The organism is Streptomyces sp. Sge12 (assembly GCF_002080455.1).
Lineage (GTDB): Bacteria > Actinomycetota > Actinomycetes > Streptomycetales > Streptomycetaceae > Streptomyces.
In genome coordinates this window covers 5,530,334-5,556,868 of record NZ_CP020555.1, presented here as the reverse complement: position 1 = coordinate 5,556,868, position 26,535 = coordinate 5,530,334, and the positions used below count along the sequence as shown (strand labels likewise).

Sequence of the window (26,535 nt, the reverse complement as noted above, 5' to 3'; positions counted from 1 at the left end):
CCCCGGTTTGGGGACTCGATCCGGCGCTGACCCGGATCTACGACGAAATAGCCGAAGGATCGGCCGTCAGACCCTCCCAACGACCCAAGACGGTCGCCGGACACGTGATCGAGGAGCACCAACGGACCGTGGGCGGCCTATGCCCAACCCAAGGCGGTCGTCAGGCGCGTGATCGAGGAGCGCCAGCGGGTCGTGGGCGGCTTATGCCCAACTCCAAGCGGTCGTCGGACGCTGAGACGTGAGAAGCACCAACGGTCTTGGGCGGCCTATGTCCAACCCAAGACGGGCTGGAGACGCTGAGGGGTGAGGAGCGCGTAGCGATTGGATGCGCCCCCCGGCCCGCCAGGTGGCTTCGGGTGGGCCCGTCTCCTGGGCTCCCCACGCCCGGCGTGCTCGCGGGTCTCTGACGTCCCCGTCCCTAAAGGCTGGGACCGGCCCGTTCCTTTGGGGGTTTCCCGGCAGTCTTCGTATGTCCGGGGCGGGACGGTCGGTCAAGGGTTGAGCGCAGCGAAATCGCGAAGCGACGCGACCGAAGGGAGCGCCCTTGAGGGACCGGCCCGACACGGAGAGACGATGAGACTGACGGGAAACCCCCATACACATCTCTGACTACTGGTCGAGTGGCTCCCGCTCACCAACGCCGCCCCGCACCAACCGACCCCGCCCGACCACGCCCCCGCCCCCGAAGCCGCCCCGCCCCACCCCGACCCCGCCGCCCGAAGCCCCCGCCCCCTACGGCGCCTCCGCCGTCGAGCCCCTTACCACCAGTTCCGGCTGGAAGACGTACTCCGTGCGCTGGACCGGGGTGCCCGATACCGCCTCCAGGAGGGCGCCCACCGCCGCCGTCGCCATCGCGCGTACCGGCTGGCGGACCGTCGTCAGCGGGGGGTCCGTGAAGGCGATCAGCGGGGAGTCGTCGAAGCCGACCACCGACACGTCCTGCGGCACCCGCAGCCCGCGCTCGCGTGCCGCGCGGATCACGCCGAGTGCCATCGGGTCGCTGCCGCACACGATGCCCGTGCAGCCGCGGTCCAGCAGGGACATGCCCGCGGCGTGCCCGCCCTCCACGGTGAAGAGCGTGCGCTGGATCAGCCCGTCCGCCTCGGCCGACGGCAGGGCGGTGAGGAAGCCCTGCTCCTTGCGGGCCGACGGCACGTACCGCGTCGGCCCGATCGCGAGCCCGATCCTGCGGTGCCCGAGGTCCTGGAGGTGCCGTACGGCCATGTCGGCGGCCGCCCGGTCGTCCGGGGAGATGAACGGGGCGTTCACCTGCTCGTTGAAGCCGTTGATCAGAACGAACGGCACCCCGCGCGCCGCCAGTCTCTGGTAGCGCGCGGGGTCCGCGTGGGCGTCGGCGTGCAGGCCCGACAGGAAGACGATCCCGGTGACCCCGCGCTCCTCGAGCTGTTCCACCAGTTCGTCCTCGGTGGCCCCGCCCGGGGTCTGCGTGCACAGCACCGGTGTGTACCCGTGCCCGGCCAGCGCCTGCTCTATCACCTGCGCGAACGCCGGGAAGATCGGGTTGGTGAGCTCCGGGATGAGCAGCCCGACCAGCCCGTTGCTGCGGCGTTTGAGCCGGACGGGCCGCTCGTAGCCCAGCAGGTCGAGCGCGGCCAGCACCTTGTGCCGGGTGCCGGCCGCCACGCCCGGTTTGCCGTTGAGCACGCGGCTGACGGTCGCCTCGCTGACCTCGGCCTGCGCGGCGATGTCCGTCAGCCGGAGGGGGGAAGTCACCCCTGCCACCACACCGTGGTGTCCGCGGGAAGGACCTCGGGGTCGGCGAGGTCGCCGCTGGCGAGCAGGAGCGTGCCCGGTGCGGGCAGCCGGACCGGCTCGTCGGTGGTGTTCACGGTGCAGACGAAGTCTCCGCGCCGGAAGGCCAGTACGCCGGCCGGGGCGGGCAGCCACTCGACGGCGTCGCCCGCGCCCAGTGCCGGGTGGGCGCGCCGCACGCGCAGCGCGGAGCGGTAGAGCTCCAGGGTGGAGTCGGGGTCGCCGGTCTGGGCCTCCACGCTCAGTCCGGCCCATTCGGCGGGCTGCGGCAGCCAGCTGCCGCCGGTCCCGAACCCGTACGGGGCCTGGTCGCCGCTCCACGGAATCGGGACGCGGCAGCCGTCGCGGAGTCCGTCCTGGCCGTTCGCCTTGAAGAAGGAGGGGTCCTGGCGCACCTCGTCGGGGAGGTCGACGACCTCCGGGAGGCCGAGCTCCTCGCCCTGGTAGACGTACGCGGACCCGGGCAGGGCCAGCATCAGCAGCGCGGCGGCGCGCGCCCGCTCCAGGCTGCCGAAGCGGGTGCGGTGGCGGACCACGTCGTGGTTGGACAGGACCCACGTCGTCGGCGCTCCGACGGGCCGCATCGAGTCGAGCGACTCGTCGATGGTGGCGCGCAGTGCTTCCGCGTCCCAGCCGGTGCTCAGGTAGTGGAAGTTGAAGGCCTGGTGCAGCTCGTCGGGACGCAGGTACAGGGCGGTGCGGTCGGCGCTGGGGGTCCAGGCCTCGGCGACGCCGATGCGGTCGCCCGCGTACTCGTCGAGGACCAGGCGCCAGGAGCGGTAGATCTCGTGGACGCCGTCCTGGTCGAAGAAGGGCAGCACCTGGTTGCCGAGGAGCTTGAGCTGCTCGTCGCGGCCGAGGTCGGGCAGGCCGGGGGCCTTGACCAGGCCGTGCGCGACGTCGATGCGGAAGCCGTCGGCGCCGAGGTCGAGCCAGAAGCGCAGGATGGAGCGGAACTCGTCCTGTACGGCGGGGTGTTCCCAGTTGAAGTCGGGCTGCTCGGGGGCGAAGAGGTGCAGGTACCACTCGCCGTCCGCGACGCGGGTCCAGGCCGGGCCGCCGAAGATCGACTCCCAGTCGTTGGGCGGCAGTTCCCCGGAGGCTCCCTGTCCGGGGCGGAAGTGGAAGCGCTCGCGCAGCGGGGTGCCGGGGCCTTCGCGCAGTGCCTGCTTGAACCATTCGTGCTGGTCGGAGCAGTGGTTCGGGACGAGGTCGACGATGATGCGCAGGCCCAGTTCGTGGGCTTCGCGGATCACGGCGTCGGCGTCGTGCAGGGTGCCGAACATCGGGTCGATGGCCCGGTAGTCGGCGACGTCGTAGCCGGCGTCGGCCTGCGGGGAGGCGTAGAAGGGGCTGAGCCAGACGGCGTCGACGCCCAGCTCCTTGAGGTAGGGCAGGCGGCTGCGGATGCCTTCGAGGTCCCCCATGCCGTCCCCGTTGGAGTCGGCGAAGCTGCGCGGATAGACCTGGTAGATCACCGCTTCTCTCCACCAGCCGGGCTGCGTGCCGGTGGAGGTGGGGAGTGCGTCGGCGAGGTGCTGGGTCATGGTGTCCTTGGAGAGATCGGGCCGGGGGTGAGAGGGGACAGGCTCGGGTGGTCAGCCCTTGGTGGCGCCTGCCGTCATCCCGGCGACGAGGTGACGCTGGGCGAAGACGAAGAAGATCGCCGCGGGGATCGCGATGAGGACCGAGGCGGCGCTCATGGCTCCCCAGTTGGAGGTGTACTGCGTGACGAAGGTCTGCAGTCCGCCGGCCAGGGTGAGGTTCTCCTCGCCGACCATGAAGGCGGAGGCGTACGCGACCTCGCCCCAGGCGGTGATGAAGGCGTAGAAGCCGGTGACGGCGAGGCCGGGCTTGGCGAGCGGCAGGATGAGGCGCCAGAAGGTGCCGAAGGGGTTGAGCCCGTCGACGCGGCCGGATTCGTCGATCTCCACCGGGATGGTGTCGAAGAAGCCCTTCATCATCCAGGCGCAGAACGGCACGGCGATGGTGAGGTAGGTGATGATCAGGCCGAGCGGCTGGTTGAGCAGGCCGAGGTCGCCCATCAGGTTGTAGAGCGGCACGATGAGGATGGCCATCGGGAACATCTGCGTGATGAGCAGGGTCCACATCAGGGGCCGCATGCCGGGGAACTTGAAGCGGCTGACCGCGTATCCGGTGGTGGCGGCGATGAAGACGCCGAGGACGGTGGTGACGCCCGCGACCAGGACGGAGTTGGCGAACCAGCTGAAGAAGTGGCTGTCCTCCAGCAGGTACTGGTAGTTGCTGAGGGTCGGTTCCTTGACGAAGTCCGTGGTGATCGCGTGCTTGGCCGGCTTGAGCGAGGTCAGCAGGATCCACAGCACCGGGAAGACGGCGATCACGGACGCCACGACGAGGGTGGCGTGCAGGGCGACGGAGGCGAGCGGGGAACGGCTGCCCCGGGTGCGGGCGGTCGCCGTGCGCGCGGTCGTCTTGCGGGCGGTGGTCGTGCGGGCGGTGTTCGCAGTGGACATGGTCACCACACCTCTCCCTGCTTGCGCAGCGAGCGCCGGTAGACCAGCGCGAAGATCATGAGCAGGGCGAGGATCAGGACGCCCCAGGTGGCCGAGCCGGCGAAGTCGCGGGGGCTCGACACGAACGCCTCGCGGAAGGCCTGGGTCACCAGGATCTCGGTGGAGTCGCCCGGTCCGCCGCGGGTGAGCAGGAAGATCACCGGGAACATGTTGAAGGTCCAGATGGTGGAGAGCAGGATCACCGTCATGCTCACGGCGCGCAGTCCGGGCAGGGTGATGTGCCGGAAGCGCTGCCAGGCGCTGGCGCCGTCCATCTCGGCGGCTTCGTAGAGCTCGCCGGGGATCGACTGGAGGCCGCCGAGCAGGGCGACCATCATGAAGGGGACGCCGAGCCAGACGTTGACGGCGACGACCGAGAACTTGGCCCAGGTCGGGTCGTCGAGCCACGGGATCGCGGCGATGCCGCCACCGTCGAGGATCTTGTTGAGGATGCCGTTGTCGCGGTTGAAGAGGAACCGCCAGGCGAAGACGGAGACGAAGCCGGGGACGGCCCAGGGCAGGATGAGCGCCATCCGGTAGGCGGCGCGGCCCCGGAAGTCCCGGTTGAGCATGTTGGCCAGGACCAGGCCGAGCGTGAAGGTGATGGACACGCACGCGACGGTCCACACCACCGTCCACACCAGTCGCTGCAGGAACACCGGGTCGCTGAGCACGGCCACGTAGTTGTCGAGTCCGACGAACTCGTACGTGGCCTCGATGTGCCGGACGCCGATGGTGCGCGAGACGTTGCGCTCGTTGGCGTCGGTCAGGGACAGGTAGATGCCCCGGACCAGCGGCCAGCCGATGATCACGCCGAGGACGAGCACCACCGGGGCGACCATGGCCCAGGCGTACCAGTGCGTGGCGAGGGCGCGCCGGAGTCCGGACGCGCTCTTCCCGCCACGTTCGGTGGGGTTGCTGTCAGTCCTGCGGCTCCGGCCGCGGGCGGCGACGTCGGTCTCGACGTCGTCGCCCGCGGCCTTCGCCACCGACTGGCTGGTGTCGGCAGCCATGGTTTCGTTACTTCCAGCCCTTGAGGATCTTGCGGAACTCGACGCCAGCCGCCTTGGCCGCGTCCTCCGGGCTCGACGCCCCGGTGATCGCCTTGGTGTATTCGACCTTGAGCGGCTCGAAGAGGGAGCCGTTCTCCGGGATCCAGGCGCGCTCGACGGCCTTGTCCACGGCCGGCTTGAAGAACTGGACCATCTCGCTGCTCTTGACGTCCGGCTGGTCGTAGGCGGCGGTACGGGTCGGGAGCAGGCTGAGCTCCTTGGCCGACTGCACCTGGACCTCCTGCGAGGTCATGTACTCGACGAAGGCGTGCGCGGCGGCGGTGTTCTTGGAACCGGCGTAGACGGCGAGGTCGTGGCCGCCCTGCGGGGCGCCCGCCTTGACGGAGCCGGCCGGGACGGCGGCGATGCCGAGGTTGGCCTTGTCCTTGAACTGGTCGCCGGCATAGCTGTCGGCCACCGCCCACGGACCGTTGATCATCATGGCCGCCTGGCCGGTCTTGAAGGCGGTCTGCATGTTGTTCCAGCCGTCGGTGGCGTTGGTGATCGCCGCGCCGGAGGTGACCAGGTCACGAGCGGTCTTGAAGGCCTTGACGCCCGCCTCGTTGTCGACGGTGACCGTCTTGCTCTTGGCGTCGACCAGGTCGCCGCCCTCTCCGTAGATGAGGGGGAGGAACCAGTAGGAGTCGTCACCGCGGAGGTAGAGGCCGGCCTTGCCGGTCTTCTCCTTGATGGCCGCTGCGGCGGTCTTCAGCTCCTCCAGGGTCTTGGGGGGCTGGACGCCGGCGTCGGCGAGCATCTTCTTGTTGTAGAAGAGGCCGAGGGTGTCGATGACCTGCGGGACGGCGTAGGTCTTGCCCTCGTACTTGCCGCTGGCCGCGGCCTGCGACAGGAACTCGGCGTCGACCTTCTTCGCGGTCTCGGCCGGGACCTCGTCGAGGTAGCCCAGCGAGGCGAAGTCCGCGACCCAGCCGACGTCGGCGCGGATCACGTCAGGCGCGTCGGAGCCGCTGCTGAAGGCGTTCTTGACCTTGTTCTGCGCGTCGCCGTACGGGACGTTGACGTACTTGACGGTCACCTTCGGGTGCTTGGCGGTGAACGCCTCGGCGAGCTTCTGGAAGCTGGCCTTCTCGGCGTCGTTCGAGGTGTCCCACCACGTGACCGTGCCGGAAAGCTCGCCGCCTGCCTTGGCCTCGCCGGCTGCGTCCTTGTCGTCCCCACCGCAAGCCGTCGCCGCGAGCGCCAGGGTCGCGACCAGCGCGGTGGCCGCTATGCCACGCCGCATATGAACTCCTTCGATGATCCCGGCCGCGCCCTCGCGGTCCCGAGTTGCCAGGAACGTAACAAGACTGAAAGAGGACCGAAAGGCCTTGCGCAAACTTTCTGCAAGCGGAGGCGATCGTTACATCCGTGTGTCCGTACGGTTGCCGCAGCTTGCTGTTAGTTCGAGTCACCTTCGACCGCCCGGGCCCGCAACCAGGGGGCGTGTACCCGCGTTGACCCCGATATGACCCACGACTCGACGGCCGTCCAGCTTGCAAGCTCTTCCAGCAACGCGACCGCGAGCGGTGGCGGCTGGTGGCGCGATGCCGTCATCTACCAGGTGTACGTACGCTCCTTCGCCGACAGCGACGGGGACGGCATCGGCGACCTCCGCGGGGTCCGCTCCCGCCTCCCCCACCTCGCCCGCCTCGGCGTCGACGCCGTGTGGCTCACCCCCTTCTACGTCTCCCCGCAGGCGGACGGCGGCTACGACGTCGCCGACTACCGGGCCGTCGACCCCCTCTTCGGGGACCTCTCCGACGCCGACGAGCTGGTCCGCGCGGCGCACGCGCTGGGGCTGCGGGTCATCGTCGACGTCGTGCCGAACCACACCTCCGAGCAGCACCCGTGGTTCCGCGCCGCCCTCGCCGGGGAGCCGGGGGCCCGCGAGCGCTACCACTTCCGCCCGGGCCGGGGGCCGGGCGGCGCCGAACCGCCGAACGACTGGGAGTCGATCTTCGGCGGCCCGGCCTGGACCCGGGTCCCGGACGGCGACTGGTACCTGCACCTCTTCGCCCCCGAGCAGCCGGACCTCGACTGGGACCATCCCGAGGTCGCCGCCGAGTTCGCCTCCGTCCTGCGCTTCTGGCTCGACCTGGGCATCGACGGCTTCCGCATCGACGTCGCCCACGGCATGGTCAAGGCCCCCGGCCTGCCGGACATCGGCCGCGGCGCGCAGGCCACCCTGATCGGCACCGAGCCGCTCCCCTTCTTCGACCAGGACGGGGTGCACGAGATCCACCGCTCCTGGCGCCGCCTCCTCGACTCCTACGGGAGCGGGCGGATCGGGGTCGCCGAGGCCTGGGCACCGACCTCCGAGCGGCTCGCCCTGTACGTGCGCCCCGACGAACTGCACCAGGCCTTCAACTTCCGCTTCCTCAACTGCCCGTGGGACCCCGCCGCGATGCGCACCGTCATCGACGAGTCCCTGGCCGCCACCACCGCCGTCGGCGCCCCGACCACCTGGGTGCTGTCCAACCACGACGTCGTGCGCCATGTGACCCGGTACGGCGGCGGGGCCCGCGGCCTGGCCCGCGCCCGGGCGGCCGCGCTGCTGATGCTGGCCCTGCCCGGGTCGGCGTACGTCTACCAGGGCGAGGAGCTCGGCCTCCCGGAGGTGGCGGACCTCCCCGACCGGGTCCGCCAGGACCCCGCCTTCCGCCGCGGGCGCCGCCGGCTGTGGGACACGGACGGTCCGGCGGAGCCGGTGGAGTCGGTGGAGTCGAAGGACCCGGTGGAGCCGGAGGGGCAGGACGGGCTGCGCGACGGCTGCCGGGTCCCGCTGCCGTGGTCCGGCGCGGAGCCCCCGTACGGCTTCGGGCCCACCGGCAGCTGGCTCCCGCAGCCCGCCGGCTGGGGCGGCCTCAGCGTCGCCGCCCAGACCGGCGACCCGCACTCCACCCTGGAGCTCTACCGGGCCGCGCTGGAACTGCGCCGGGCGATGCCCGGGCTGGGCGCGCCCGAGGCGGGGACGGGGAGCGGGGCCGGGGCGCAGCCGGGGGCCGGCCCCGGCGGGGCGGACGGGTCGGACGGGTCGGACGGGTCGGACGGGTCGGACGGGGGCCCGTACCCGTGCGGGATGCGCTGGCAGCCCGCACCCGAGGGGGTGCTCCTCTTCACCCGGCCCGGCTTCGCCTGCACCCTCAACAGCCGCCCCGATCCGGTGGAACTTCCGGCGCCCGGACGCCCCGTACTGTCCAGCGCCCCGGTGGAGACGGACGGGCGGACCGTCCGGCTTCCCCCGGATTCGTGCACGTGGTGGTCATGGTGAACGTCCGACCGGTACAGTCCAATCCCGTGACCGCACGGCTAGCCGACATCGCAGCCCAGGCGGGGGTCAGCGAAGCCACAGTCAGCCGCGTGCTCAACGGCAAGCCCGGTGTGGCCGCAGGCACCCGTGAATCCGTGCTGGCCGCCCTCGACGTACTCGGCTACGAGCGGCCCGTGAAGCTGCGCCAGCGCAGTGCGGGGCTCGTCGGTCTGATAACTCCCGAACTGGACAACCCGATCTTCCCGGCGCTCGCCCAGGTCATCGGCCAGGCCCTGACCCGGCAGGGGTACACGCCGGTGCTGGCCACGCAGACGCCCGGCGGATCCACCGAGGACGAGCTGACCGAGATGCTGGTCGACCGCGGGGTCTCCGGGATCATCTTCGTCTCCGGCCTGCACGCCGACACCACCGCGGACATGGGCCGCTACGACCAACTCCGCGGGCAGGGCGTCCCGTACGTCCTGATCAACGGGTTCTCGAACAAGGTGCAGGCCCCCTTCGTCTCCCCCGACGACCGGGCCGCGATGGTTCTCGCCGTCACCCACCTGACCGCGCTCGGGCACACCCGGATCGGGCTCGCGGTCGGCCCGAAGCGGTTCGTGCCGGTGCTGCGCAAGATCGAGGGCTTCCGGCTCGGGATGAAGGAACGGCTCGGGCTCGACGAGGCCGAGATCGAGGAGCTGATCCAGCACTCCCTCTACTCGCTGGAGGGCGGCCAGGCCGCGGCGGCCGCGCTGATCTCGCGGGGCTGCACGGCGGTGGTGTGCGCGAGCGACATGATGGCGCTCGGCGCGATCCGGGCGGCCCGGCAGCAGGGGCTGCGGGTGCCGCAGGACGTGTCGGTGGTCGGCTTCGACGACTCTCCTCTCATAGCGTTCACCGACCCGCCGCTGACCACCATCCGCCAGCCCGTGCAGGCGATGGGGCAGGCGGCCGTCCGCACCCTGCTGGAGGAGATCGGCGGCACGCCGGCCCCGCACAGCGAGTTCGTCTTCCTGCCCGAGCTGGTGGTGCGCGGTTCCACGGCCTCGGGCCCGGGCCAGCGCCGCCGCGACTAGGCCGTCTCTTCCGGATCTCGTCGGGCCCGGCGGGCACGTGTCCCTGCGGCCGTGCGGCGATCCCACTCCCGATACTGGGCGGATGCCCATGCCAGGCCGCCTTCGCGACAGGATCCTGCCCGACCACAAGCGACGCTCCCTGGAGGACCTCCAGGAGGATCTCGATCTGTCGTCGGGCGACAGCCGGGCGAAGCAGTCGGCCTTCTGGACCATGCTCACGCTGTCCTCGGTGATCGCCGCGTGCGGGATCCTGACGGACTCCACCGCCACCGTCATCGGCGCGATGATCATCGCGCCGCTCTCCACCCCGATCATGGGCATCGCCCTCGGCGCCGTGCAGCGCCGCCGTTCCACGGCCCTCGCCTTCGTCCTGCTCGGCGGCCTGCTGGTGGTGCTGATCGGTGCAGGGGCCTCCCTGGTGGTGCCCACCTCCTACGATTTGCTGTCGGACAGTCAGATCTCCAGCCGGACCTCCCCCGGCCTCCTCGACCTGATCGCCGCCCTTGCCACCGGCTTCGCCGGCGCCGTGGCGCTGTCCCGCAAGGACGTCGCCGCGGTCATGCCCGGGGTCGCGATCGCGATCTCCCTGGTGCCGCCGCTCGTGGTGACGGGGGTGTGCGCCGGCCAGACGTCGTGGTGGCTCGCCCTGGGTGCGCTGGTGCTCTTCGTGTCCAACCTCCTCGCCATGGTCTTCGCGGGCATGGTGGTCTTCGCCGCCCTCGGCTACACCCGGGCCGCCGGACACCCCGGCCGGACGGGGGCGCCCCGCCGCGCGTACGTCATGCTCGGGCTGCTGTTCGCCGCGGTCGTGCTGCCGCTGGGCGCCAACACGGCGGCCACGCTCCTGCTGAACCGGTGGACCTCGCAGACCTGGAGCGCGGCGGAGACCTGGCTCGCCAAGACTCCCGGCGCGGCCGTCACCGGCGTCGACGCCCAGTCCAGGACCTTCTACGTCCATGTGCGCACCCCCGGCGACCTCCCGCCGATCGAGGACCTCCTGGGGGACCTCGAGGGGCAGGTGCCCGACGGCCTGCCCATCGTCGTCGACGCCACCCGGGGGCAGCAGATCGTCGCCGGGAAGGTGGGACAGTGACCCGGCGCCGCGGCGGCGGCCTAGGGGCCGTCCCGGGTCCTGTGTCGTACCCAAGGCGGACCGCAGGCGCCGAAGACCGTCCCGAGGGATGATCGGAGGCGAGAACGCATCTGGCAGACTCTCTCCCCATGGGTGAATCGAGCGTGAAGACACTGGAAACCCGGACGGATGTCTCATCACCCACCGTGGCTGAGACCGAGACCCGTCCGGGGTCCGAGCGCACCCTGTTCTCCCGGTTGCGTGCCCCTCGTCGGCCGCGCATCTGGTTCGAGGTCCTGCTGATCGCGATCAGCTACTGGACGTACTCGCTGATCCGCAACGCGGTGCCCGAGCAGAAGGCGGCCGCCCTCGCCAACGCCGACTGGATCTGGGGCGTGGAGCGGACCCTCGGCATCGCCGTCGAGCAGTCGGTCAACCACGCGGTCAACTCCGTGACGTGGCTGATCGTGGGCATGAACTACTACTACGCCACGCTCCACTTCGTCGTGACGATCGGCGTGCTGGTCTGGATCTACCGTTTCCATCCGGGGCGGTACGCCGCCACCCGCATGGTCCTCTTCGCCACCACGGGCGTGGCCCTCGTCGGCTACTACTGCTACCCGCTCGCGCCGCCCCGGCTGATGAACGGGCAGAACTTCATCGACACCGTGCTGGTCCACCACACCTGGGGCTCCATGGCCTCCGGCAACCTCAAGCAGATGTCGAACCAGTACGCTGCGATGCCGTCCATGCACATAGGGTGGTCGCTCTGGTGCGGTCTGACGATCTTCGCGGTCGCCTCGGCCCCCTGGGCCCGGATCCTGGGCCTGCTCTACCCGACGGCGACGCTCGTCGTCATCGTGGCCACGGCCAACCACTTCTGGCTCGACGCCGTGGGCGGCATGCTCTGCCTGGCCTTCGGGTACGCGGTCTCGCGTTCCTGGTACGGCTCCTTCGCCCACCGCCTGCCCCGCCACCCCGAGCACGCGGGCCCGCACCCGGCCGCGGAACTGCTGACGCGGGTCCGGGTCCGCACCCGCGTCTGAGGCCCGGCGGCTACTGCTCCCCGAGGGCCATCCACTTCTCGGGCGTGGCGAGCGGCTCGAAGCCGGACCGCGCGTAGACGGCGTGCGCGTCGGCCGTCGCGAGCATGACCCGGCGCAGCCCGTACGGCTCCAGGTGCGCGCACACCGTGTCGACGAGGGCCCCGCCGAGCCCCTTGCCGCGGGCGCCCGGGTCCACGTAGACGTCGCACAGCCAGGCGAAGGTGGCCCGGTCGGAGACGACCCGGGCGTACGCGAGCTGCGCCCCGGAGGCCTGGTCGTAGAGGCCGAAGTTCAGGGAGTGCGCGATGGCGTCCTCCTGCTTCTGCCGGCTGCGCCCGAGGGCCCAGTACGCGTCCTCGGACAGCCACCGGTGGACGAGCGCGACGTCCAGCCGGGCGGCGTCGGTGGAGATCTCGTATCCGTCGGGAAGGTGAGCGTTCATCCCGACATCCAAGCAGCGCCCGCCGCCCCGGAGAAGTCCGGGGCGGCGGGCGCGGTCGGTTCAGGGGGTCACGAGCCCTGGTTCGTCAGGATCGCCGGGTCCGACAGGCCGGCCGCACCGGTCTCGACCTTGCCGGCGAAGCGGCGGCCGAAGTCCGCGAACTCCGACGCGGTGACCGTCACGTCGTACCAGCGTCGGGTGTTCTTCAGGGAGACGCTGTGGGTGACGGTGGCGCCCTTGGCGACCGTGAGGCGCTTGGGTCCGCCGCCGTAGGCGTTGGTGACGGTGAGCGTCGCGGTCGACGCCCCCGCGTTGGTGAGGGTGAGGTCCAGGTTGCCCGTGGTGGCGTTGTGGCGGGCGGTGACCTCGGGGCCGGGGGTGGTGCCCGGGTTGCGGAAGCCGCGCAGGAAGCCGTTCGGGCCGTGGACGGTCAGGTCGGTGACGCCGGCCGAGTAGCGGGTGTTCCAGGTGTCCGAGATCGACTTGCCGGCCTCGGTGGTGTACGTCCAGGGGGCGTCGGTCCGGTTGCCCGCGGTGATGTAGAACTGCGCGCCCAGGTCCGGGCCGCCGCTGAAGGTCAGCTTGAACCTGCCCTCGCCGGTGAGCGCGGCGCCGTCCACGTACGGGGCGTACTTCAGCGGACGAGTGCGGCACAGGCCCTTCTCCTGGCGCGGCATGCTGCCCACGGCCGGCGGGGTGGCCCGGAAGTCGGGGTGGCGCTCGCGGTCCTGCGGCTCCCACGCGCCGGTGTCGGGCAGCGACACGGTGGCCGTGTCCCGGCGGGCGAAGTCGAAGGCCGAGGTCAGGTCACCGCAGACGGCGCGGCGCCAGGGCGAGATGTTGGGCTCGTGCACCCCGAAGCGCTTCTCCATGAAGCGGATCACGGAGGTGTGGTCGAAGGTCTCGGAGCAGGAGTAGCCGCCGGTGCTCCACGGCGAGACGACGAGCATCGGGACGCGCGGGCCCAGCCCGTACGGTCCGGCGACGTAGCCGGCCTTGCCGGGGAAGACGTCGAGGGCGGTCGGGGTGGTCGACAGGCCCTGGTTGGCATCGGCCGGGGCGTACGGCGGGACGACGTGGTCGAAGAAGCCGTCGTTCTCGTCGTAGGTGATGAACAGCGCGGTACGGGCCCACACGTCGGGGTTGGAGGTCAGCGCGTCCAGCACCTGCGCGATGTACCACGCGCCGTAGTTGGAGGGCCAGTTGGAGTGCTCGCTGAAGGCTTCGGGGGCGGCGATCCAGGAGACCTGGGGCAGGGCGGCGGCGGCGACGTCGGCGCGCAGCCGGTCGAAGTAGCCCTCGCCGGTCCGGGCGTCGGTGCCGGTGCGGGCCTTGTCGTAGAGCGGGTTGCCGGGCTGGGCGCCCCGGTAGTTGTTGAAGTAGAGGAGCGAGTTGTCGCCGTAGTTGCCGCGGTAGGCGTCGTCGATCCAGCCCCAGGATCCGGCGGCGTCGAGGCCGTTGCCGATGTCCTGGTAGACCTTCCAGGAGATGCCGGCCTGCTCCAGGCGCTCGGGGTAGGTGGTCCAGCCGTAGCCGGCCTCGGCGTTGTTGAGGACCGGGCCGCCGCCGGTGCCGTCGTTGCCGGTGTGGCCCGACCAGAGGTAGTAGCGGTTGGGGTCGGTCGAGCCGATGAAGGAGCAGTGGTAGGCGTCGCAGAGGGTGAACGTGTCGGCGAGGGCGTAGTGGAACGGGATGTCGTCGCGCGTCAGGTACGCCATGGTGGCCGGCGTCTTGGCGGGCACCCAGTTGTCGTACTTACCCTTGTTGAAGGCGCTCTGGCCGCCCGCCCAGTCGTGGTTGAGGCCCTGGAGGAACTCCATGCCGAGGTCGTCGGACGGCGGGCGGAAGGGCAGTGTCTCCTTGCCCGCGTTGTCGCTCTGGTGCCAGACGGACTTGCCGCTGGGCAGGGTCACCGGGCGCGGGTCGCCGAAGCCGCGGACGCCGCGCAGCGCACCGTAGTAGTGGTCGAAGGAACGATTCTCCTGCATCAGGACCACGATGTGCTCGACATCGGCGATGGTTCCGGTCGTCCCCTGCGCGGGGATGGCGGCGGCGCGCGCGATGCTCTCGTTGAGCAGGCTCAGGGCGGCGGCGCCGCCGGTGAGCTGAAGGAAGCGGCGGCGGTTGAGTTCTGCCATGGCGAGAGAGACCTCTACTTCGGTCGAGGGTGCGTGAGCGCTCCCAAGAACAGCGTGCCCGGAGTACCGGAGGGGGAGCCCGGAATGACGCCGGCGGGTACGTCAGGCGAACGGCAGTGGGATTCTGCCGGAGTTCGGCGGAACGTCGGCGGAGTTCGGCGGAGCATCGGCCGGTTCCGGCGGCATGTCGGCCGGTTCGGGCCGGAGTGTCGGCCGGTTCCGGCGGGGTGTCGGCCGGTTCCGGCGGGGTGTCGGCCGGTTCCGGCGGGGTGTCAGCCGCCGTGCTCGTACTCGACCTGGGTGAGCGGCTTCCCGTGCGGCATTCGACGATGACGTCCCAGCACCGTGGATCCGGCCGCCGCTGCCGGAGTACGGCCTCGACGGAGGAGTCCGGTCCTCTCACGGGGTGAGCTCGGCTCCGGCGTGAAGGTCGGCGATGCGATGCGCGGGGCGTCGGAGTCCGTGCTCGGATCATGCCAGAGCGAGCCGGGCGGAGGTCAGGGGCAGGCGGTGGCCGGATCGTCGTGGACGAGCGCGCAGACCATCTGTGCGCCGCGCCGGTGGTCGGGGTACGCAGCGAGCAGCTCGGCCTCGAAGTCGTTCCACTGGCGGGTGATCTCGGCGGTGGCTCCGGCCGTGGCGTGCCCGAAGTTGTCGTCCGTCCGGGAGCGGGGGGATGCGGCGGTGTCCTTGTTCAGCACGTGGTTGTGGGCGACGCGGCCGGCGCAGTCGGCCGGTTTGACGCCGGTGGAGTCGATGTCGGGGTAGCAACCGGTGGCCAGGTCCGCCGGGATGCGTTCGCGGGCGTCCCGGGTCCAGTCGGCGTCCTTCATCGTGCTGTAGCGGCGGATGTCGAGGAACGGTGCGACGTCGGTCCGCCCCAGCCCGGGCGGGTTGTCGAGGCCGATCGGGCCGGGGGCGGGCCGGTCGGCCCAGTTGGAGTGCGCGTAGAAGTCCTCGATGGGGTGCCAGCCGCGGCCGAGCTGTTCGAGCACGGCGCATTTGGCCCGGCCGGGCTTCTCGTCCCACGTGCAGGGCGAGGACAGGTCGCTCTGATCGGCGCGCACCTTGCCGTCGGCGTCGACGAGGCCGTCGGCGGCCCGGACCGCGTTGCGGAAGCGGCCGACGGAGGTGCGGATGCAGGCGAGGAGCTCGGTGGTGGCCTCGTCGCGGGTGCGGGGGTAGTCGGCGGCGTGGCGGGGGGCGAGGTAGTCGGCGTTGTCGCAGTGCAGGGGGCCGACGTCGAAGTACGGGCGTTTGTCGTCGGCGTTGACCGCCCCGTCGCGGGCGTCGGCCATCGCGGTCAGCGTGACGGGCTCCCAGGGCAGCGCGGCCCGGGTGATGCCCTCGTGGTTGTCGCCGGTGAAGGCGTGGGCGGGGCCGCTCGGCACGGCGGTCAGGGCCGCCGCCAGAAGGGCTGCGACCGCCGCGGTGGCGGCCCGGGCCGCACCGGGCCCCCGCCCGCGCCCGCGCACGGTGGGCGCGGGCGCCGTGGGCGCGGGACTGGGCACAGGTACGGCCACGGGCGCGGGCCTGAGCCCGGGCGCGGGCTCAGGCTCAGGCTCAGGCTCAGGCTCCTGCGCATGGCTCGCCGTCGGCGGGAGGACAGCCATGTCTCCATGCTGCGCGCCCGGCCCGGCCCCCGCATGCGTGCGGCGGCCCCGGTCGTGGGGAGGTGCCACCGGTCGTACGGTGGAAGGAGGCGCGCGCCCCCGCAGCAGCCTGCGGCGCGGCGGCCGTCACCCAGGGGACCGCGACGAGCGCCTGCCGGGTGGCCCCGAGCAGAAGGTTCGCGCGCGACGACTCCGAGAGCAGGTGTGTGCCCCATGAGCACGTCGACCCGTATCGCCGGTGTCCTCGCCGGCCTCACCCTCTCCCTCACCGGCGCGGCCCTCGCCGCCCCGGCCGCCCACGCGGATGTCCCCGCCTGCATCAACATGGCCTCGCAGGCGGGCGCCGAGGTCACCGACGCCGTCACGGCGGCCTGTACGCGGGGTGTGAGCGGCGATCTCCAGGGCTGCGTGAGCGGCCTGACCGGGGCCGGAGTGCCGGGTGGCGCCGCGAACGGCGCCTGCCGGACGGCGGCCCACGAACCGCGGTAGATCGATCGCTGCGCCCGTCTCCCCGAGGCGGGCGCATTCGTGCGGGAAACAGTGACATGCGTCACGACGTGCATATCGGCGCCGGGCCCTCTTGACGGAGCGTTAACCCGCCGACATTTCGATATTTGTCCCTTTTGCAATTGACATTCCCCTCTCCGCCGGAAACGGAATCCCCGGTACCGGCGGCCCGGTCCCCGACCGGCCAGGTCACAGCCGTTTCTGATTACCCATCAGACGGTTGCAGGAGTGACCAAATCGTGATGATGCACGATCACGGTCCCGTTTCAAGCCGCGTGCCGACCGCCCCAAGCTCGTGATCAGCGGAAACTTGCCAGGCCATTCAGAGGCTTTTAAGAATGGCGGCCTCTTCGGCGCCCTGCGATTCCGGCGTCGGAAGCTTCGCGATCACTGAATGAGGTCAGGCATGCAGAAGCATCGGAAGAAGTCGTCCTACAAGAAAATAGTCATCGGCGTCGGCGCGCTCGCCATCGTGGGTGTTCCCACCGCCGCCATGGCCTGCTTCGACGGTCAGGACAACGGCAACGGCCGGACGCGGACCGCGAGCCACCAGCAGCAGCGCCCGTGGCAGTACGCCCCCTCGGCCACTCCGAGCACCCTGGCGCCCGTGGACGCCCCGCTCCCGGCCACGTCGCCGAGCAGCAGCCCCGCCGAGGCCTCCCCCAGCAGCCCCGCCGAGCCCGCGCAGCCAGTAGAGACCGCGCCGCCCGTGCAGCCCGCGCCGCCCGCACAGCAGCCGAAGCCGAAGCCGCCGGTCGCCCCCGCGAAGCCGGCGCCCCAGCCGTCGAAGCCGGCCGCCGCGCCCGCCTCCGGCGATGTCGCCGCGGTCCTCGCGCTCGTCAACCAGGAGCGCGCCGCCGCCGGTTGCTCGGCCGTCTCCCTCAACGCGAAGCTCACGAAGGCCGCGCAGGACCACAGCGCCGACATGGCCTCCCACAGCAACATGTCCCACACCGGCTCCGACGGCTCGGACCCGGGCGCGCGCATCACCCGCGCCGGGTACACGTGGAGGACGTACGGCGAGAACGTCGCCTACGGCTACAGCTCTCCCGAGAAGGTCATGGAGGGCTGGATGAACAGCCAGGGCCACCGGGAGAACATCCTGAACTGCGCCTTCAAGGAGATCGGTATCGGCCTGGCGCAGCCCGGCAACTACTGGACGCAGGACTTCGGCACGGCGCGCTGACGCGCGCGCCGCAGCCGGGGAACGGGGCCGTTCGGCCTCCGCGGAGGCCGATCCCCGGATCAGCCTCCGCGGATCGGCCTCGGTGGATCAGCCTCCGTAGAACAGTTCCTCCACCACCGCCCGGGCACGGCGGGTGATGCGACGGTAGTCGTCCAGCATCTCCCCGACCGTGCCCTCGGCGTATCCGAGGTAGCGCCCCACGGCCGCCAGTTCCCGGGCCTCCGTCGGGAAGGTGTCCCCGGCCCGGCCGCGCACCAGCATCACCGCGTTGCGGACCCGGGTCGCCAGCACCCAGGCCTCGTCCAGGATCTGCGCCTCCTCGGTCGGGATCAGCCCGGCCGCGTGGGCGGCCGCGAGTCCCTCCCGGGTACGGGTGGTGCGCAGGCCCGGTTCCGCCCAGGCGTGCCGCATCTGGATCAGCTGGACGGTCCACTCGACGTCGCTGAGGCCGCCGCGGCCGAGCTTGGTGTGCAGGGTCGGGTCCGCCCCGCGCGGCATCCGCTCCGACTCCATCCGGGCCTTGAGCCGGCGGATCTCCCGTACGGCGTCCTCGCCGAGCCCCTCCATCGGGTAGCGCAGCGGATCGATCAGCTCGATGAACCGTGCTCCGAGTTCGGCATCGCCCGCCACCGGCTCGGCGCGCAGCAGGGCCTGGCTCTCCCAGGTCAGTGACCAGCGCCGGTAGTAGGCGGCGTAGGAGGCCAGCGTGCGCACCAGCGGGCCGGAGCGGCCCTCGGGGCGCAGGTCGGCGTCGATGAGCAGCGGCGGGTCGGTGGTGGGCAGCTGGAGCAGCCGGCGCATTTCGGCGATGACGGTCTGGGCGGCCTTGGCGGCCTCCTGTTCGTCGACGCCCTCGCGGGGTTCGTGGACGAACAGCACGTCGGCGTCGGAGCCGTAGGCGAGTTCGTGTCCGCCGAAGCGGCCGACGCCGATGATGGCGAAGCGGGTGGGCAGCGTATCGCCGTAGTGGCTGTGGACGGCGGCGCGCAGGGCTCCGGCGACGGTGGCGGCGGTGAGGTCGGAGACGGCCCCGCCGACCCGGTCGACGAGGGCTCCGTGGTCCTCCTCGGCCGGGTTGTCCTCCGTACCGTACGAGCCGATGATGTCGGCCGCGGTGGTCCGGAACAGCTCGCGGCGGCGCACGCCGCGGGCGGCGGCGACGGCGGCCTCCGGGTTCTCGGCGCGGCCGACGGCGGCGAGGACCTCCTGCTGGAGGGCCTCGTGCGTACGGGGCTGCAGGCCTTCGGGGTCGCCGAGCAGGGCGACGGCCTCGGGGGCGCGCATCAGCAGGTCGGGGGCGAGCCGCCCGGCGGACAGGACGCGGGCGAGGTTCTCGGCGGCGGCGCCCTCGTCGCGGAGCAGGCGCAGGTACCAGGGGGTCTTGCCGAGGGCGTCGGAGACCTTGCGGAAGTTCAGCAGGCCGGCGTCCGGGTCGGCGGAGTCGGCGAACCAGCCGAGCATCACCGGCAGCAGGGTGCGCTGGATCGCGGCCTTGCGGGTGACGCCGGAGGCGAGGGCTTCGAGGTGGCGCAGGGCCGCGGCCGGGTCGGCGTAGCCGAGGGCTTCGAGGCGCTGGCCGGCGGCGCGCGGCGAGAGCCGGGTCTCGCCCGGGGTGAGCTGGGCGACGGCGTCGAGCAGCGGCCGGTAGAAGAGCTTCTCGTGCAGCCGCCGGACCACGGAGGCGTGCCGGCGCCAGGCCTTGTTGAGCTCGGCGACCGGTTCCGTACGCAGGCCCATGGAGCGGCCCAGGCGCCGCAGGTCGCTCTCGTCCTCGGGGACGAGGTGGGTGCGGCGCAGCCGGTAGAGCTGGATGCGGTGCTCCATGGCGCGCAGGAAGCGGTACGCGTCGTGCAGTTGGGCGGCGTCGGCGCGGCCCACGTAGCCGCCGGCGGCGAGGGCGTGCAGGGCGTCGAGGGTGGTGCCGGAGTGCAGGGTGGCATCGCTGCGGCCGTGCACGAGCTGGAGCAGCTGGACGGCGAACTCGACGTCGCGCAGGCCGCCGGGGCCGAGTTTCAGCTCGCGGTCGACCTGGGCGGCGGGGATGTTGTCGACGACGCGGCGGCGCATCTTCTGGACGTCGGGGACGAAGTTCTCGCGCTCGGCGGCCTGCCAGACCAGCGGGCTTATGGCGGCGATGTACTCGGCGCCCAGGGCTTCGTCGCCCGCCACGGCGCGGGCCTTGAGGAGGGCCTGGAACTCCCAGGTCTTGGCCCAGCGCTGGTAGTAGGCCAGGTGGGAGGCGAGGGTGCGGACGAGGGGCCCGTTGCGGCCCTCGGGGCGCAGGTTGGCGTCGACGGGCCAGATGGTGCCCTCGACGGTGGTCTCCGAGCAGATCCGCATGAGGTGGGAGGCGAGGCGGGTGGCGGCCTGGAGGGCCTTGCCCTCGTCGGCGCCGGGGACCGAGTCGCCGACGAAGATGACGTCGACGTCGGAGACGTAGTTCAGCTCGTTGCCGCCGCACTTGCCCATGGCGATGACGGCGAGACGGCACAGCGCCGCGTCCTCGGGGGCAGCGGCGGAGGCGATGCGCAGGGCCGCGCGGAGGGTGGCGGTGGCCAGGTCGGCGAGCTCGGCGGCGGTCTGGGCGACGTCGATGGTGCCGCAGACGTCGCGGGCGGCGATGGAGAGCAGGCAGCGGCGGTAGGCGACGCGCAGGGTGACGGGGTCGTGGGCCTCGGCGAGGCCCTGCTCGAACTCGGCGAGTCCGGGGTGCAGGTCGGCGGCCTCGTAGGTGACGAGGCCGAGCCAGTCGCGGGGGTGGCGGGCGAGGTGGTCGCCGAGGGCCTCGGAGGCGCCGAGGACGCCGAGCAGCCGGTCGCGCAGCGGCTTGGCACTGACGAGGGTGTCGAGGAGCCCGGGCAGCTCGCCGTCGGGCTGGGCCTCGGCGAGCCGGACGAGCCCGAGGAGGGCGAGGTCGGGGTCGGCGGTCGCGCCGAGGGCGTCGAGCAGCACGGGATCGTTGCGTACGGCGGCCAGCGCGTCGGTGTCCAGCAGCCGTGCGGCCGCGGAGGGGTCGGTGAAGCCGCTGCGGAGCAGCCGGATGAAAGTGCTGCTCCTGCGTCCCGGGACCGTCATCCCGCCGCCTCCCGCGGTCGTCGCCGCCACTGCCCTGGCGTGCTCTTCTCCTGAGCCTAGGCCCTGGAACCTGCCGACGGAGTCCCGGCCCGGCTGCGGGGTTGCTCGGGGCGTGTCCTGAGCAGGTGTTCGACTCGGGACACGTACGATGCCAGGAGTTTTCGGCTTATCCGAATATTTATCGCGTGAATCGTGTGACGGGGGCAGCTCCTCGCCGATCGTCGGCCCGGGGGGGAGCCACATGTCCAACTCCTGGCAGAGCCCTGCGCCCGAGCCGCTCCCGCCGCCGGAAGCCACGTGGGGCCAACCTCACCCCGGGCACCCGGAGAACCAGTGGCACGAGCCGCACCGCCCGTACGAGGTCCCCCCGCAGGCCCACCACCCCCAACACCCCCACCCGACGCAGCCGGCGCATCCGGGCGAGCAGGCACAGCCGAGCGGGCGGCCCTACCCGGCGGAGCCGGCCCACCCTGCCCACCCGGGCGAACAGCCCTACCCCGCGCAGCATGACCAGCAGCTCCACCCGGCCCACGAGAGCCAACTGGCCCGCCAGAACCAGCCGCCTCACCCGGCGCAGCCGGTCCACCCTGCCCACCAGGGCGAGCAGGCGCAGCCGGGCGTGCGCCCCTACCCGGCGGAGACGGCCTACCCCGGCCACCCGAGCGAGCGCCCCAACCCGGCGGAGCAGAACCAGCGATTCCACCCGGCGGAGCAGGTCCACCTGAGCCACTCAGGCGAGCAGCCCTACCCCGCGCAGCATGACCAGCGGCTCCACCTGGCCCGCCAGGGCCAACTGGCCCGCCCGGGCCAGCAGCCGCACCCGGCGCAGCCGGCCTACCTTGCGGAACCGGCCCGCCCGGGCCGACACACCCAACAGGCCGAGCAGGCCTACCCCGGTCACGACGGCCGCCAAGGCCCGCAGCCCTACCCGGCGCAGCAGGGCTCGCCGGGCTACCCGTCCCACGAGGGCCAACTGGCCCGCCAGGGCCAGCAGCCGCACCCGGCGGAGCCGGTCCGCCCTGCCCACCAGGGCGAGCACACCCACCCGGCCCGCCCGGGCCGGCAGACCCAACAGGCTGAGCAGGCTCACCCCGCTCACGACGAACGCCAAGGCCAGCAGCCGCACCCGTCGCAGCAGGGCCGCCACGGCCAACCGGCCTGCCAGGCACCGGAGTCCCACACGCCGCCGGGTCAACCGGCCCGCCGGGCGCAGCCGCAGGCCGAGGTGGCCGACCGCCGCGAGCCGCAGGCGGCGCCCGGCGGGGCCGTCGGCGGGCGCCGTGCGAAGCGGCGGGCCGAGCGCGGCGCGGCGCCCGGGCCCGCACCCGAGCGCGGCGGGGCGCCCGAGGTCGGGCGGGGGGCCGGGCGGCGCGGCACCCGGACCGTGCCGCGGGCGCGCCGCGCGGCGCACCGCCGGGCCGGCCTCGTCAAGGTCGTCGCCTTCTGCGCGGCCACCGCCGCCGGCAGCATGCTCCTGCTCCGCGGCAACGAGGCCCTCGACCGCCTCGGCTCCCCCACCGTCCCCGACAGCGCGACCGCCGCCCCGGCCGCCGCCGTCGACCCGCCCGACCCCGGCCGGGTGCTCCAGGTCGTCGCCCACCCCGACGACGACCTCTACTTCATGAACCCGGACCTGCGGTACTCCATATCCGCCGGCCACCCCGTCACCTCCGTCTACCTCACCGCGGGCGAGGCCGACGGCATCAACGCCACCGCCGGCAAGGCGGCCACCACCCGCCCGAACAAGCCCGCCTACGCCGAGGCCCGCCAGAACGGCATACGCGCCGCCTACGCCCTCATGGCCACCGGCGACCGCAGCAGCCCCTGGCAGCGCACCCTCGTACCGACCAAGGGCGGCGGCCACGCCGAGGTCGACGTCCTCACCGCCAAGCCCCAGGTCAACCTCGTCTGGCTGCAACTGCGCGAAGCCGGCACCGTCTACGACGACGCCCCGGACAGCCTGCACGGCCTGTGGGACGGCAGAATTCCCCGCCTGGAGTCGATGCTCGCCTCCGGCACCCCCGTCAAGCAGCGCTTCTCGTACACGAAGGACCAGGTCGTCCAGACCCTCGTCGGCATCCTGGAGCAGTACCGGCCGACAACCGTCCGCTCCCAGGACCCGACCCCGGGCCGGTTCCCCGACACCAAGCGGTACACCGACCACCAGGACCACTTCTACGGCGCCCGGTTCGTGCAGCTGGCCACCGCCGCCTACGCCAAGGACGTCAAGGACCGCCCGCACTTCGCGGTGCAGAACTACGTCGGCTACGTCAACGGCTCCCTCCCCACCACGCTCGACCCGGCCGAGGCCAAGGAGAAGCTGGACATCCTGGGCGCCTACGCCTGGCTCGACCGGCAGAACCACTGCAAGAGCGACGCCGGCTGCGGCGACCTCAAGGTCTCCGACCAGCCCGGCGGCAACCACTGGTCGGAATCCATCAACTACGCCCGCGGCACCGGCACCACCTGGCTGACCTCCGACAAGGACCTCGGGCTGTGGGCCTTCAAGGTGCTCGACGGCCAGGTGGCCCTCTGGCACCGGCCCGGTCTCGTCGGCCGCTGGAAGGGCCCGGACCTGCTCCCCGGCACGGGCATGGACCCCGGCGTGAGCACCGTGACCCTGCCGGACGGCCGCACGGCCGTCTTCGGCACCCGCACCTCCATCGGCGCGAAACCCGCCGACTACCGTCGCGAGGTCGTCTACGTGGTCCAGAAGCACCCGGGGGCCGAGGAGTTCACGCAGTGGCAGTCGCTCGGCACCCCGGAGACGGCGGACGACACCTGGACCTCCGACATCAGCGCGCCGGCCGTATCGGTCGACGGCGCCGGGCAATTGGCGGCGTACGTCCGCGACGGTGCGGGCACCCTGCGCGGCCGGGTGCAGCACGCGGACGGCACCTGGGGGCCCTGGGACAAGCACGGCGGCTCCGACCTGCACGGCAGCCCGGTCACCGCGACCGACGGCGCCGGGCGGCGCATGGTCTTCGCCACCACCTCCAAGTCGGTGGTCGGCTGGGCACAGCCGAAGCCGGGCGCCCCGCTGGGCCAGGTCACGGCCACCGGGCTGCCGGACACCACCCTCCCGCTGACCGCGCTGGGCCGCGAGGGCGGGGTGCGGCTGTGGTTCCGCAGGCCCGGCTCGGGCAATGTCCGTACCGCCCTGGTCACGGCTGAGGGCGGGCTGAAGGTGAGCCAGATGACCGACCTCGGGGGCCTCCAGGGCTTCGGCGCGGTGACGGCGAGCGGGCACGTACTGGCGGGCCGCACGGCGGGCGGGCAGCTGGGTTCGGAGGCCGGGCCCGGGCGTCCGTGGGAGCGGTCCCCGCTGATGTTCGTCGGGGCGCCCTCCTCCACGCCGACCGGCCGGAGCATGGTCAGCCTGGCGGTGGTGGGGCTGGACGCGCGGCTGTACGTGACCTCGTCGACGGACGCGCCGGACGCGCACCTGGCGCCGTGGCAGCCGGTGGGGCCGCGCAACACGGCTCCGTAGGGCGGCCGGAGGCAGCCGGAGGACAGCTAGGGCAGCTAGGGCAGCCGGGGGACGAGCAGCCTCCGCTTTTCTCTTCCCCGGATATCGCGAGTTGTGGGCTGAACAGGTGAACCAAGTCCGCCGATTTTGCCTCTCTCTGACTGCTCAGTGCTTTTCTCCCTCCCGGAACGAACCTAGGCGTGACCCGATGCCGATGCCCGTGACCCGCCGCCGCTTCGCGGCCCTGCTCACCGTGCTGACAGCCGGCGCCACCGGTGTGCTCTCGGTGGCCACCGGCCAGCAGACCTCCGCCGAAGGCACCCAGGACAAGAACCCGGCCGCGGCCCTCCCCGCGAGCGTCACCGCCGGGTCGGTGGTCCAGATCGTCGCGCACCCCGACGACGACCTGTTCTTCATGAACCCGGACCTCAGCCGTTCCCTGCTGTCGGGCACCCAGGTCACCACCGCGTACCTCACCTCCGGCGAGTCCGACGGCCGCAACGAGGCCCACGGCGCCGGCGTCAACGACCCCGAGCAGCCCGCCGACCACGCCCACTACGCGGAGGCCCGGCAGAACGGCATCCGCTCCGCGTACGCCCAGATGGCCACCGGGGACCGCACCAGCGCGTGGAAGCGTACGGTCATCGCCACCGCCGGGGGCGGCCGGGCCGAGCTCGACGTCCTCATAGCGAAGCCGCAGGTCAACCTGGTGTGGTTGATGCTGCGGGAGGCGCGCAGCACCGGCGGGGACACCCCCGAGAGCCTGCGCGGCCTGTGGAACGGCCGGATACCCGCGCTCCAGGCCCAGCTGACCTCAGGCACACCGGTCAAGCAGCCGTACACGTACACGAAGGACCAGCTCGTCCAGGCGATAGCCGGGGTCCTGGAGCGCTACCGGCCGACGACGATACGCATGCAGGACCCGACGCCGAACCGGTACGGGGAGAACGGCGCCGGCCGTTACACCGACCACCAGGACCACATGTACGGCGCCCGCTTCGTGCAGGCCGCCACCGCCGTCTACGCCGAGCGGGTGCGCAACCGCCCGCACTTCTCGGTCCAGAGCTACCTCGGCTACCACAACAGCACCCTCCCGCACGCGCTGGACCCGCAGACCGCCGAGACGAAGACCGGCTTCCTGCGGACCTACGCCTGGCAGGACCACCAGGACTACTGCGGCAGCCCGTCGGGATGCGGCGACCGCAAGGTCGCGGGGAACCCGACCGGGCGCAACTGGGCCCAGTCGCTTCGCTACTCCCGCGCCGACAACACCTCCTGGCTGACGCAGGGAACGCCCGGTCGCCTGTGGGCCTTCGCCACGCTGGACGGGCAGAGCGCGTACTGGACGCGCAGCCCCGGCGGCGACTGGGCGGGCCCGACCCTCCTCCCGGGCACGGGCATCGACCCGGGGGCCACCGCGACCCGCTTCCCCGACGGCCGCGTCGGTGTCCTCGCCACCCGCACCACCCTCGGCTCCGCGCCCGCGGAGTACCGGCGCGAGGTCGTATACGCCGTCCAGTCCGCGCCCGACGGCCCGTTCGGCCCGTGGCAGTCGCTCGGCACCCCGGAGCGCAGCGACGACGAGGGCACCTCGGCGATCAGCGCCCCGGCGGCGGCCGTGGACTCGGCGGGCCGGCTCACCGTCTACCTGCGCGACGCGCGCCGCACACTGCGCGCGAGCAGCCAGCGGCCGGACGGCAGCTTCTCCGTGTGGGACCGGCTCGGCGGGGAGGACCTGCAGAGCGACCCGGTGACGGCGGTCGACGCGGCGGGGCGGCGCCACGTGTACGCCACGACGACCACGTCCGTCCTGGCCTGGACCCAGCGCACCCCGGACGCCCCGCTCCTCGGCCCGGTCCCGACGGGCCTGCCCGCCACCACGGTCCCCCTGACGGCCGCCCCGGACGGCGCGGGCGTCCGCCTGTACTTCCGCCGCCCCGACTCCGGGGTCGTCCGCACGGCCCTGGTCACGGCGACCGCGACGGCCCGGCCCCAGGTCTCCAGCGTCACGGAGGCGGGCGGCCGAGCGGGCTACGGCGCGGTCGGCGCGGCGGGCCGCCTGATGGTGGGCCGCGCGGACAGCGGCACGATCAGCACGACGGGCCTCGGCGGCCCCCCTGCCTGGGCGGAATCCCGCATGCACTTCGCGGGCGCCCCCTCAGCCGTCCTCGAACCCTCGGGCACCACGACGACGGCGGTCCTGGGCCTGGACGCCGAACTCCACACCACCACCCCCACCCCCCACCCCACCTGGCACCGCGCGGTCCACTGAGAGCTGGGCGAAGGCACCTACGTCGGC

At 72.4% G+C, this 26,535-nt stretch carries 17 protein-coding genes; 8 read left to right on the top strand and 9 right to left on the bottom strand.

Annotated elements, in window-relative coordinates:
• Window positions 1-732 precede the first annotated feature (732 nt).
• From B6R96_RS24895 to B6R96_RS24875, 5 genes are read right to left on the bottom strand one after another with little or no spacing between them, the layout of a single operon-like run.
• Window positions 733-1,746, bottom strand: coding sequence for a LacI family DNA-binding transcriptional regulator (locus B6R96_RS24895; RefSeq protein WP_030389553.1), 1,014 nt, complete (start codon window positions 1,744-1,746; stop codon window positions 733-735).
• On the bottom strand, window positions 1,731-3,320 hold the full coding sequence (locus B6R96_RS24890; protein ID WP_030389554.1) for a glycoside hydrolase family 13 protein: 1,590 nt from the start codon (window positions 3,318-3,320) through the stop codon (window positions 1,731-1,733). Before B6R96_RS24890 ends, B6R96_RS24895 begins: the two co-directional genes overlap by 16 nt.
• Window positions 3,321-3,371: 51 nt before the next feature.
• Window positions 3,372-4,268, bottom strand: a complete 897-nt coding sequence (locus B6R96_RS24885) for a sugar ABC transporter permease (RefSeq protein WP_384511278.1) — start codon at window positions 4,266-4,268, stop codon at window positions 3,372-3,374.
• A 2-nt stretch (window positions 4,269-4,270) separates the two neighbouring features.
• On the bottom strand, window positions 4,271-5,320 hold the full coding sequence (locus B6R96_RS24880; protein ID WP_030389555.1) for a carbohydrate ABC transporter permease: 1,050 nt from the start codon (window positions 5,318-5,320) through the stop codon (window positions 4,271-4,273).
• Window positions 5,321-5,327: 7 nt separating this feature from the next.
• Window positions 5,328-6,602: an extracellular solute-binding protein gene (locus B6R96_RS24875; protein ID WP_030389556.1), complete on the bottom strand. Its 1,275-nt coding sequence runs from the start codon at window positions 6,600-6,602 to the stop codon at window positions 5,328-5,330.
• A gap of 222 nt (window positions 6,603-6,824) precedes the next feature.
• Between B6R96_RS24875 and B6R96_RS24870 the strand changes: the two genes are divergently transcribed.
• The 4 genes from B6R96_RS24870 to B6R96_RS24855 all read left to right on the top strand — a co-directional run bounded on the left by B6R96_RS24870 (window position 6,825) and on the right by B6R96_RS24855 (window position 11,806).
• Complete coding sequence (locus B6R96_RS24870; protein ID WP_081523691.1) at window positions 6,825-8,630, top strand: glycoside hydrolase family 13 protein; 1,806 nt, start codon at window positions 6,825-6,827, stop codon at window positions 8,628-8,630.
• Between the two features lie 26 nt (window positions 8,631-8,656).
• Window positions 8,657-9,688: a LacI family DNA-binding transcriptional regulator gene (locus B6R96_RS24865; RefSeq protein WP_107475742.1), complete on the top strand. Its 1,032-nt coding sequence runs from the start codon at window positions 8,657-8,659 to the stop codon at window positions 9,686-9,688.
• Window positions 9,689-9,770: 82 nt separating this feature from the next.
• On the top strand, window positions 9,771-10,781 hold the full coding sequence (locus B6R96_RS24860; protein ID WP_237291510.1) for a DUF389 domain-containing protein: 1,011 nt from the start codon (window positions 9,771-9,773) through the stop codon (window positions 10,779-10,781).
• Window positions 10,782-10,909: 128 nt separating this feature from the next.
• The gene (locus B6R96_RS24855; RefSeq protein WP_081523688.1) at window positions 10,910-11,806 is read left to right on the top strand and encodes a phosphatase PAP2 family protein; all 897 of its coding nucleotides are present in this window, start codon (window positions 10,910-10,912) and stop codon (window positions 11,804-11,806) included.
• A gap of 10 nt (window positions 11,807-11,816) precedes the next feature.
• Here the strand turns inward: B6R96_RS24855 and B6R96_RS24850 are convergent, their stop codons facing one another.
• The 3 genes from B6R96_RS24850 to B6R96_RS38665 form a co-directional block, all read right to left on the bottom strand.
• A complete protein-coding gene (locus B6R96_RS24850) occupies window positions 11,817-12,248 on the bottom strand; it encodes a GNAT family N-acetyltransferase (protein ID WP_081523687.1) in 432 nt (143 codons plus the stop codon).
• 68 nt (window positions 12,249-12,316) lie between these two features.
• Window positions 12,317-14,386: a phosphocholine-specific phospholipase C gene (locus tag B6R96_RS24845; protein ID WP_081523686.1), complete on the bottom strand. Its 2,070-nt coding sequence runs from the start codon at window positions 14,384-14,386 to the stop codon at window positions 12,317-12,319.
• Window positions 14,387-14,883: 497 nt separating this feature from the next.
• Entirely contained in the window at window positions 14,884-15,909 is a 1,026-nt protein-coding gene (locus tag B6R96_RS38665; protein WP_081523685.1) for a hypothetical protein, read from the bottom strand.
• 303 nt (window positions 15,910-16,212) lie between these two features.
• Here B6R96_RS38665 and B6R96_RS24835 point away from each other — a divergent pair, with 303 nt between their 5' ends.
• Window positions 16,213-16,488 carry a hypothetical protein gene (locus tag B6R96_RS24835; protein WP_081523684.1) on the top strand — a complete coding sequence of 92 codons (276 nt, stop codon included), beginning with the start codon at window positions 16,213-16,215 and terminating at the stop codon, window positions 16,486-16,488.
• A gap of 424 nt (window positions 16,489-16,912) precedes the next feature.
• Complete coding sequence (locus tag B6R96_RS24830; protein ID WP_081523683.1) at window positions 16,913-17,692, top strand: CAP domain-containing protein; 780 nt, start codon at window positions 16,913-16,915, stop codon at window positions 17,690-17,692.
• A gap of 87 nt (window positions 17,693-17,779) precedes the next feature.
• On the opposite strand, the gene B6R96_RS24825 is transcribed toward B6R96_RS24830, so the two are convergent.
• On the bottom strand, window positions 17,780-20,767 hold the full coding sequence (locus B6R96_RS24825; RefSeq protein ID WP_081525241.1) for a bifunctional [glutamine synthetase] adenylyltransferase/[glutamine synthetase]-adenylyl-L-tyrosine phosphorylase: 2,988 nt from the start codon (window positions 20,765-20,767) through the stop codon (window positions 17,780-17,782).
• 241 nt (window positions 20,768-21,008) lie between these two features.
• Between B6R96_RS24825 and B6R96_RS38245 the strand changes: the two genes are divergently transcribed.
• Together B6R96_RS38245 and B6R96_RS24805 are read left to right on the top strand one after the other, a co-directional pair.
• The gene (locus B6R96_RS38245) at window positions 21,009-24,257 is read left to right on the top strand and encodes a PIG-L family deacetylase (RefSeq protein ID WP_237291509.1); all 3,249 of its coding nucleotides are present in this window, start codon (window positions 21,009-21,011) and stop codon (window positions 24,255-24,257) included.
• Window positions 24,258-24,444: 187 nt separating this feature from the next.
• Window positions 24,445-26,508, top strand: coding sequence for a PIG-L family deacetylase (locus B6R96_RS24805; protein WP_081523680.1), 2,064 nt, complete (start codon window positions 24,445-24,447; stop codon window positions 26,506-26,508).
• Window positions 26,509-26,535: the final 27 nt, after the last annotated feature.

Excerpts from the sequence above, each read along its gene's own strand:
- B6R96_RS24845 (WP_081523686.1), bottom strand. The coding sequence starts at position 14,386 with ATGGCAGAACTCAACCGCCGCCGCTTCCTTCAGCTCACCGGCGGCGCC.
- B6R96_RS24880 (WP_030389555.1), bottom strand. The coding sequence starts at position 5,320 with ATGGCTGCCGACACCAGCCAGTCGGTGGCGAAGGCCGCGGGCGACGAC.
- B6R96_RS24825 (WP_081525241.1), bottom strand. The coding sequence starts at position 20,767 with ATGACGGTCCCGGGACGCAGGAGCAGCACTTTCATCCGGCTGCTCCGC.
- B6R96_RS24860 (WP_237291510.1), top strand. The coding sequence starts at position 9,771 with ATGCCCATGCCAGGCCGCCTTCGCGACAGGATCCTGCCCGACCACAAG.
- B6R96_RS24875 (WP_030389556.1), bottom strand. The coding sequence starts at position 6,602 with ATGCGGCGTGGCATAGCGGCCACCGCGCTGGTCGCGACCCTGGCGCTC.
- B6R96_RS24830 (WP_081523683.1), top strand. The coding sequence starts at position 16,913 with ATGCAGAAGCATCGGAAGAAGTCGTCCTACAAGAAAATAGTCATCGGC.
- B6R96_RS38245 (WP_237291509.1), top strand. The coding sequence starts at position 21,009 with ATGTCCAACTCCTGGCAGAGCCCTGCGCCCGAGCCGCTCCCGCCGCCG.
- B6R96_RS24805 (WP_081523680.1), top strand. The coding sequence starts at position 24,445 with ATGCCGATGCCCGTGACCCGCCGCCGCTTCGCGGCCCTGCTCACCGTG.
- B6R96_RS24855 (WP_081523688.1), top strand. The coding sequence starts at position 10,910 with ATGGGTGAATCGAGCGTGAAGACACTGGAAACCCGGACGGATGTCTCA.
- B6R96_RS24890 (WP_030389554.1), bottom strand. The coding sequence starts at position 3,320 with ATGACCCAGCACCTCGCCGACGCACTCCCCACCTCCACCGGCACGCAG.
- B6R96_RS24870 (WP_081523691.1), top strand. The coding sequence starts at position 6,825 with ATGACCCACGACTCGACGGCCGTCCAGCTTGCAAGCTCTTCCAGCAAC.
- B6R96_RS24850 (WP_081523687.1), bottom strand. The coding sequence starts at position 12,248 with ATGAACGCTCACCTTCCCGACGGATACGAGATCTCCACCGACGCCGCC.
- B6R96_RS24835 (WP_081523684.1), top strand. The coding sequence starts at position 16,213 with ATGAGCACGTCGACCCGTATCGCCGGTGTCCTCGCCGGCCTCACCCTC.
- B6R96_RS24885 (WP_384511278.1), bottom strand. The coding sequence starts at position 4,268 with ATGTCCACTGCGAACACCGCCCGCACGACCACCGCCCGCAAGACGACC.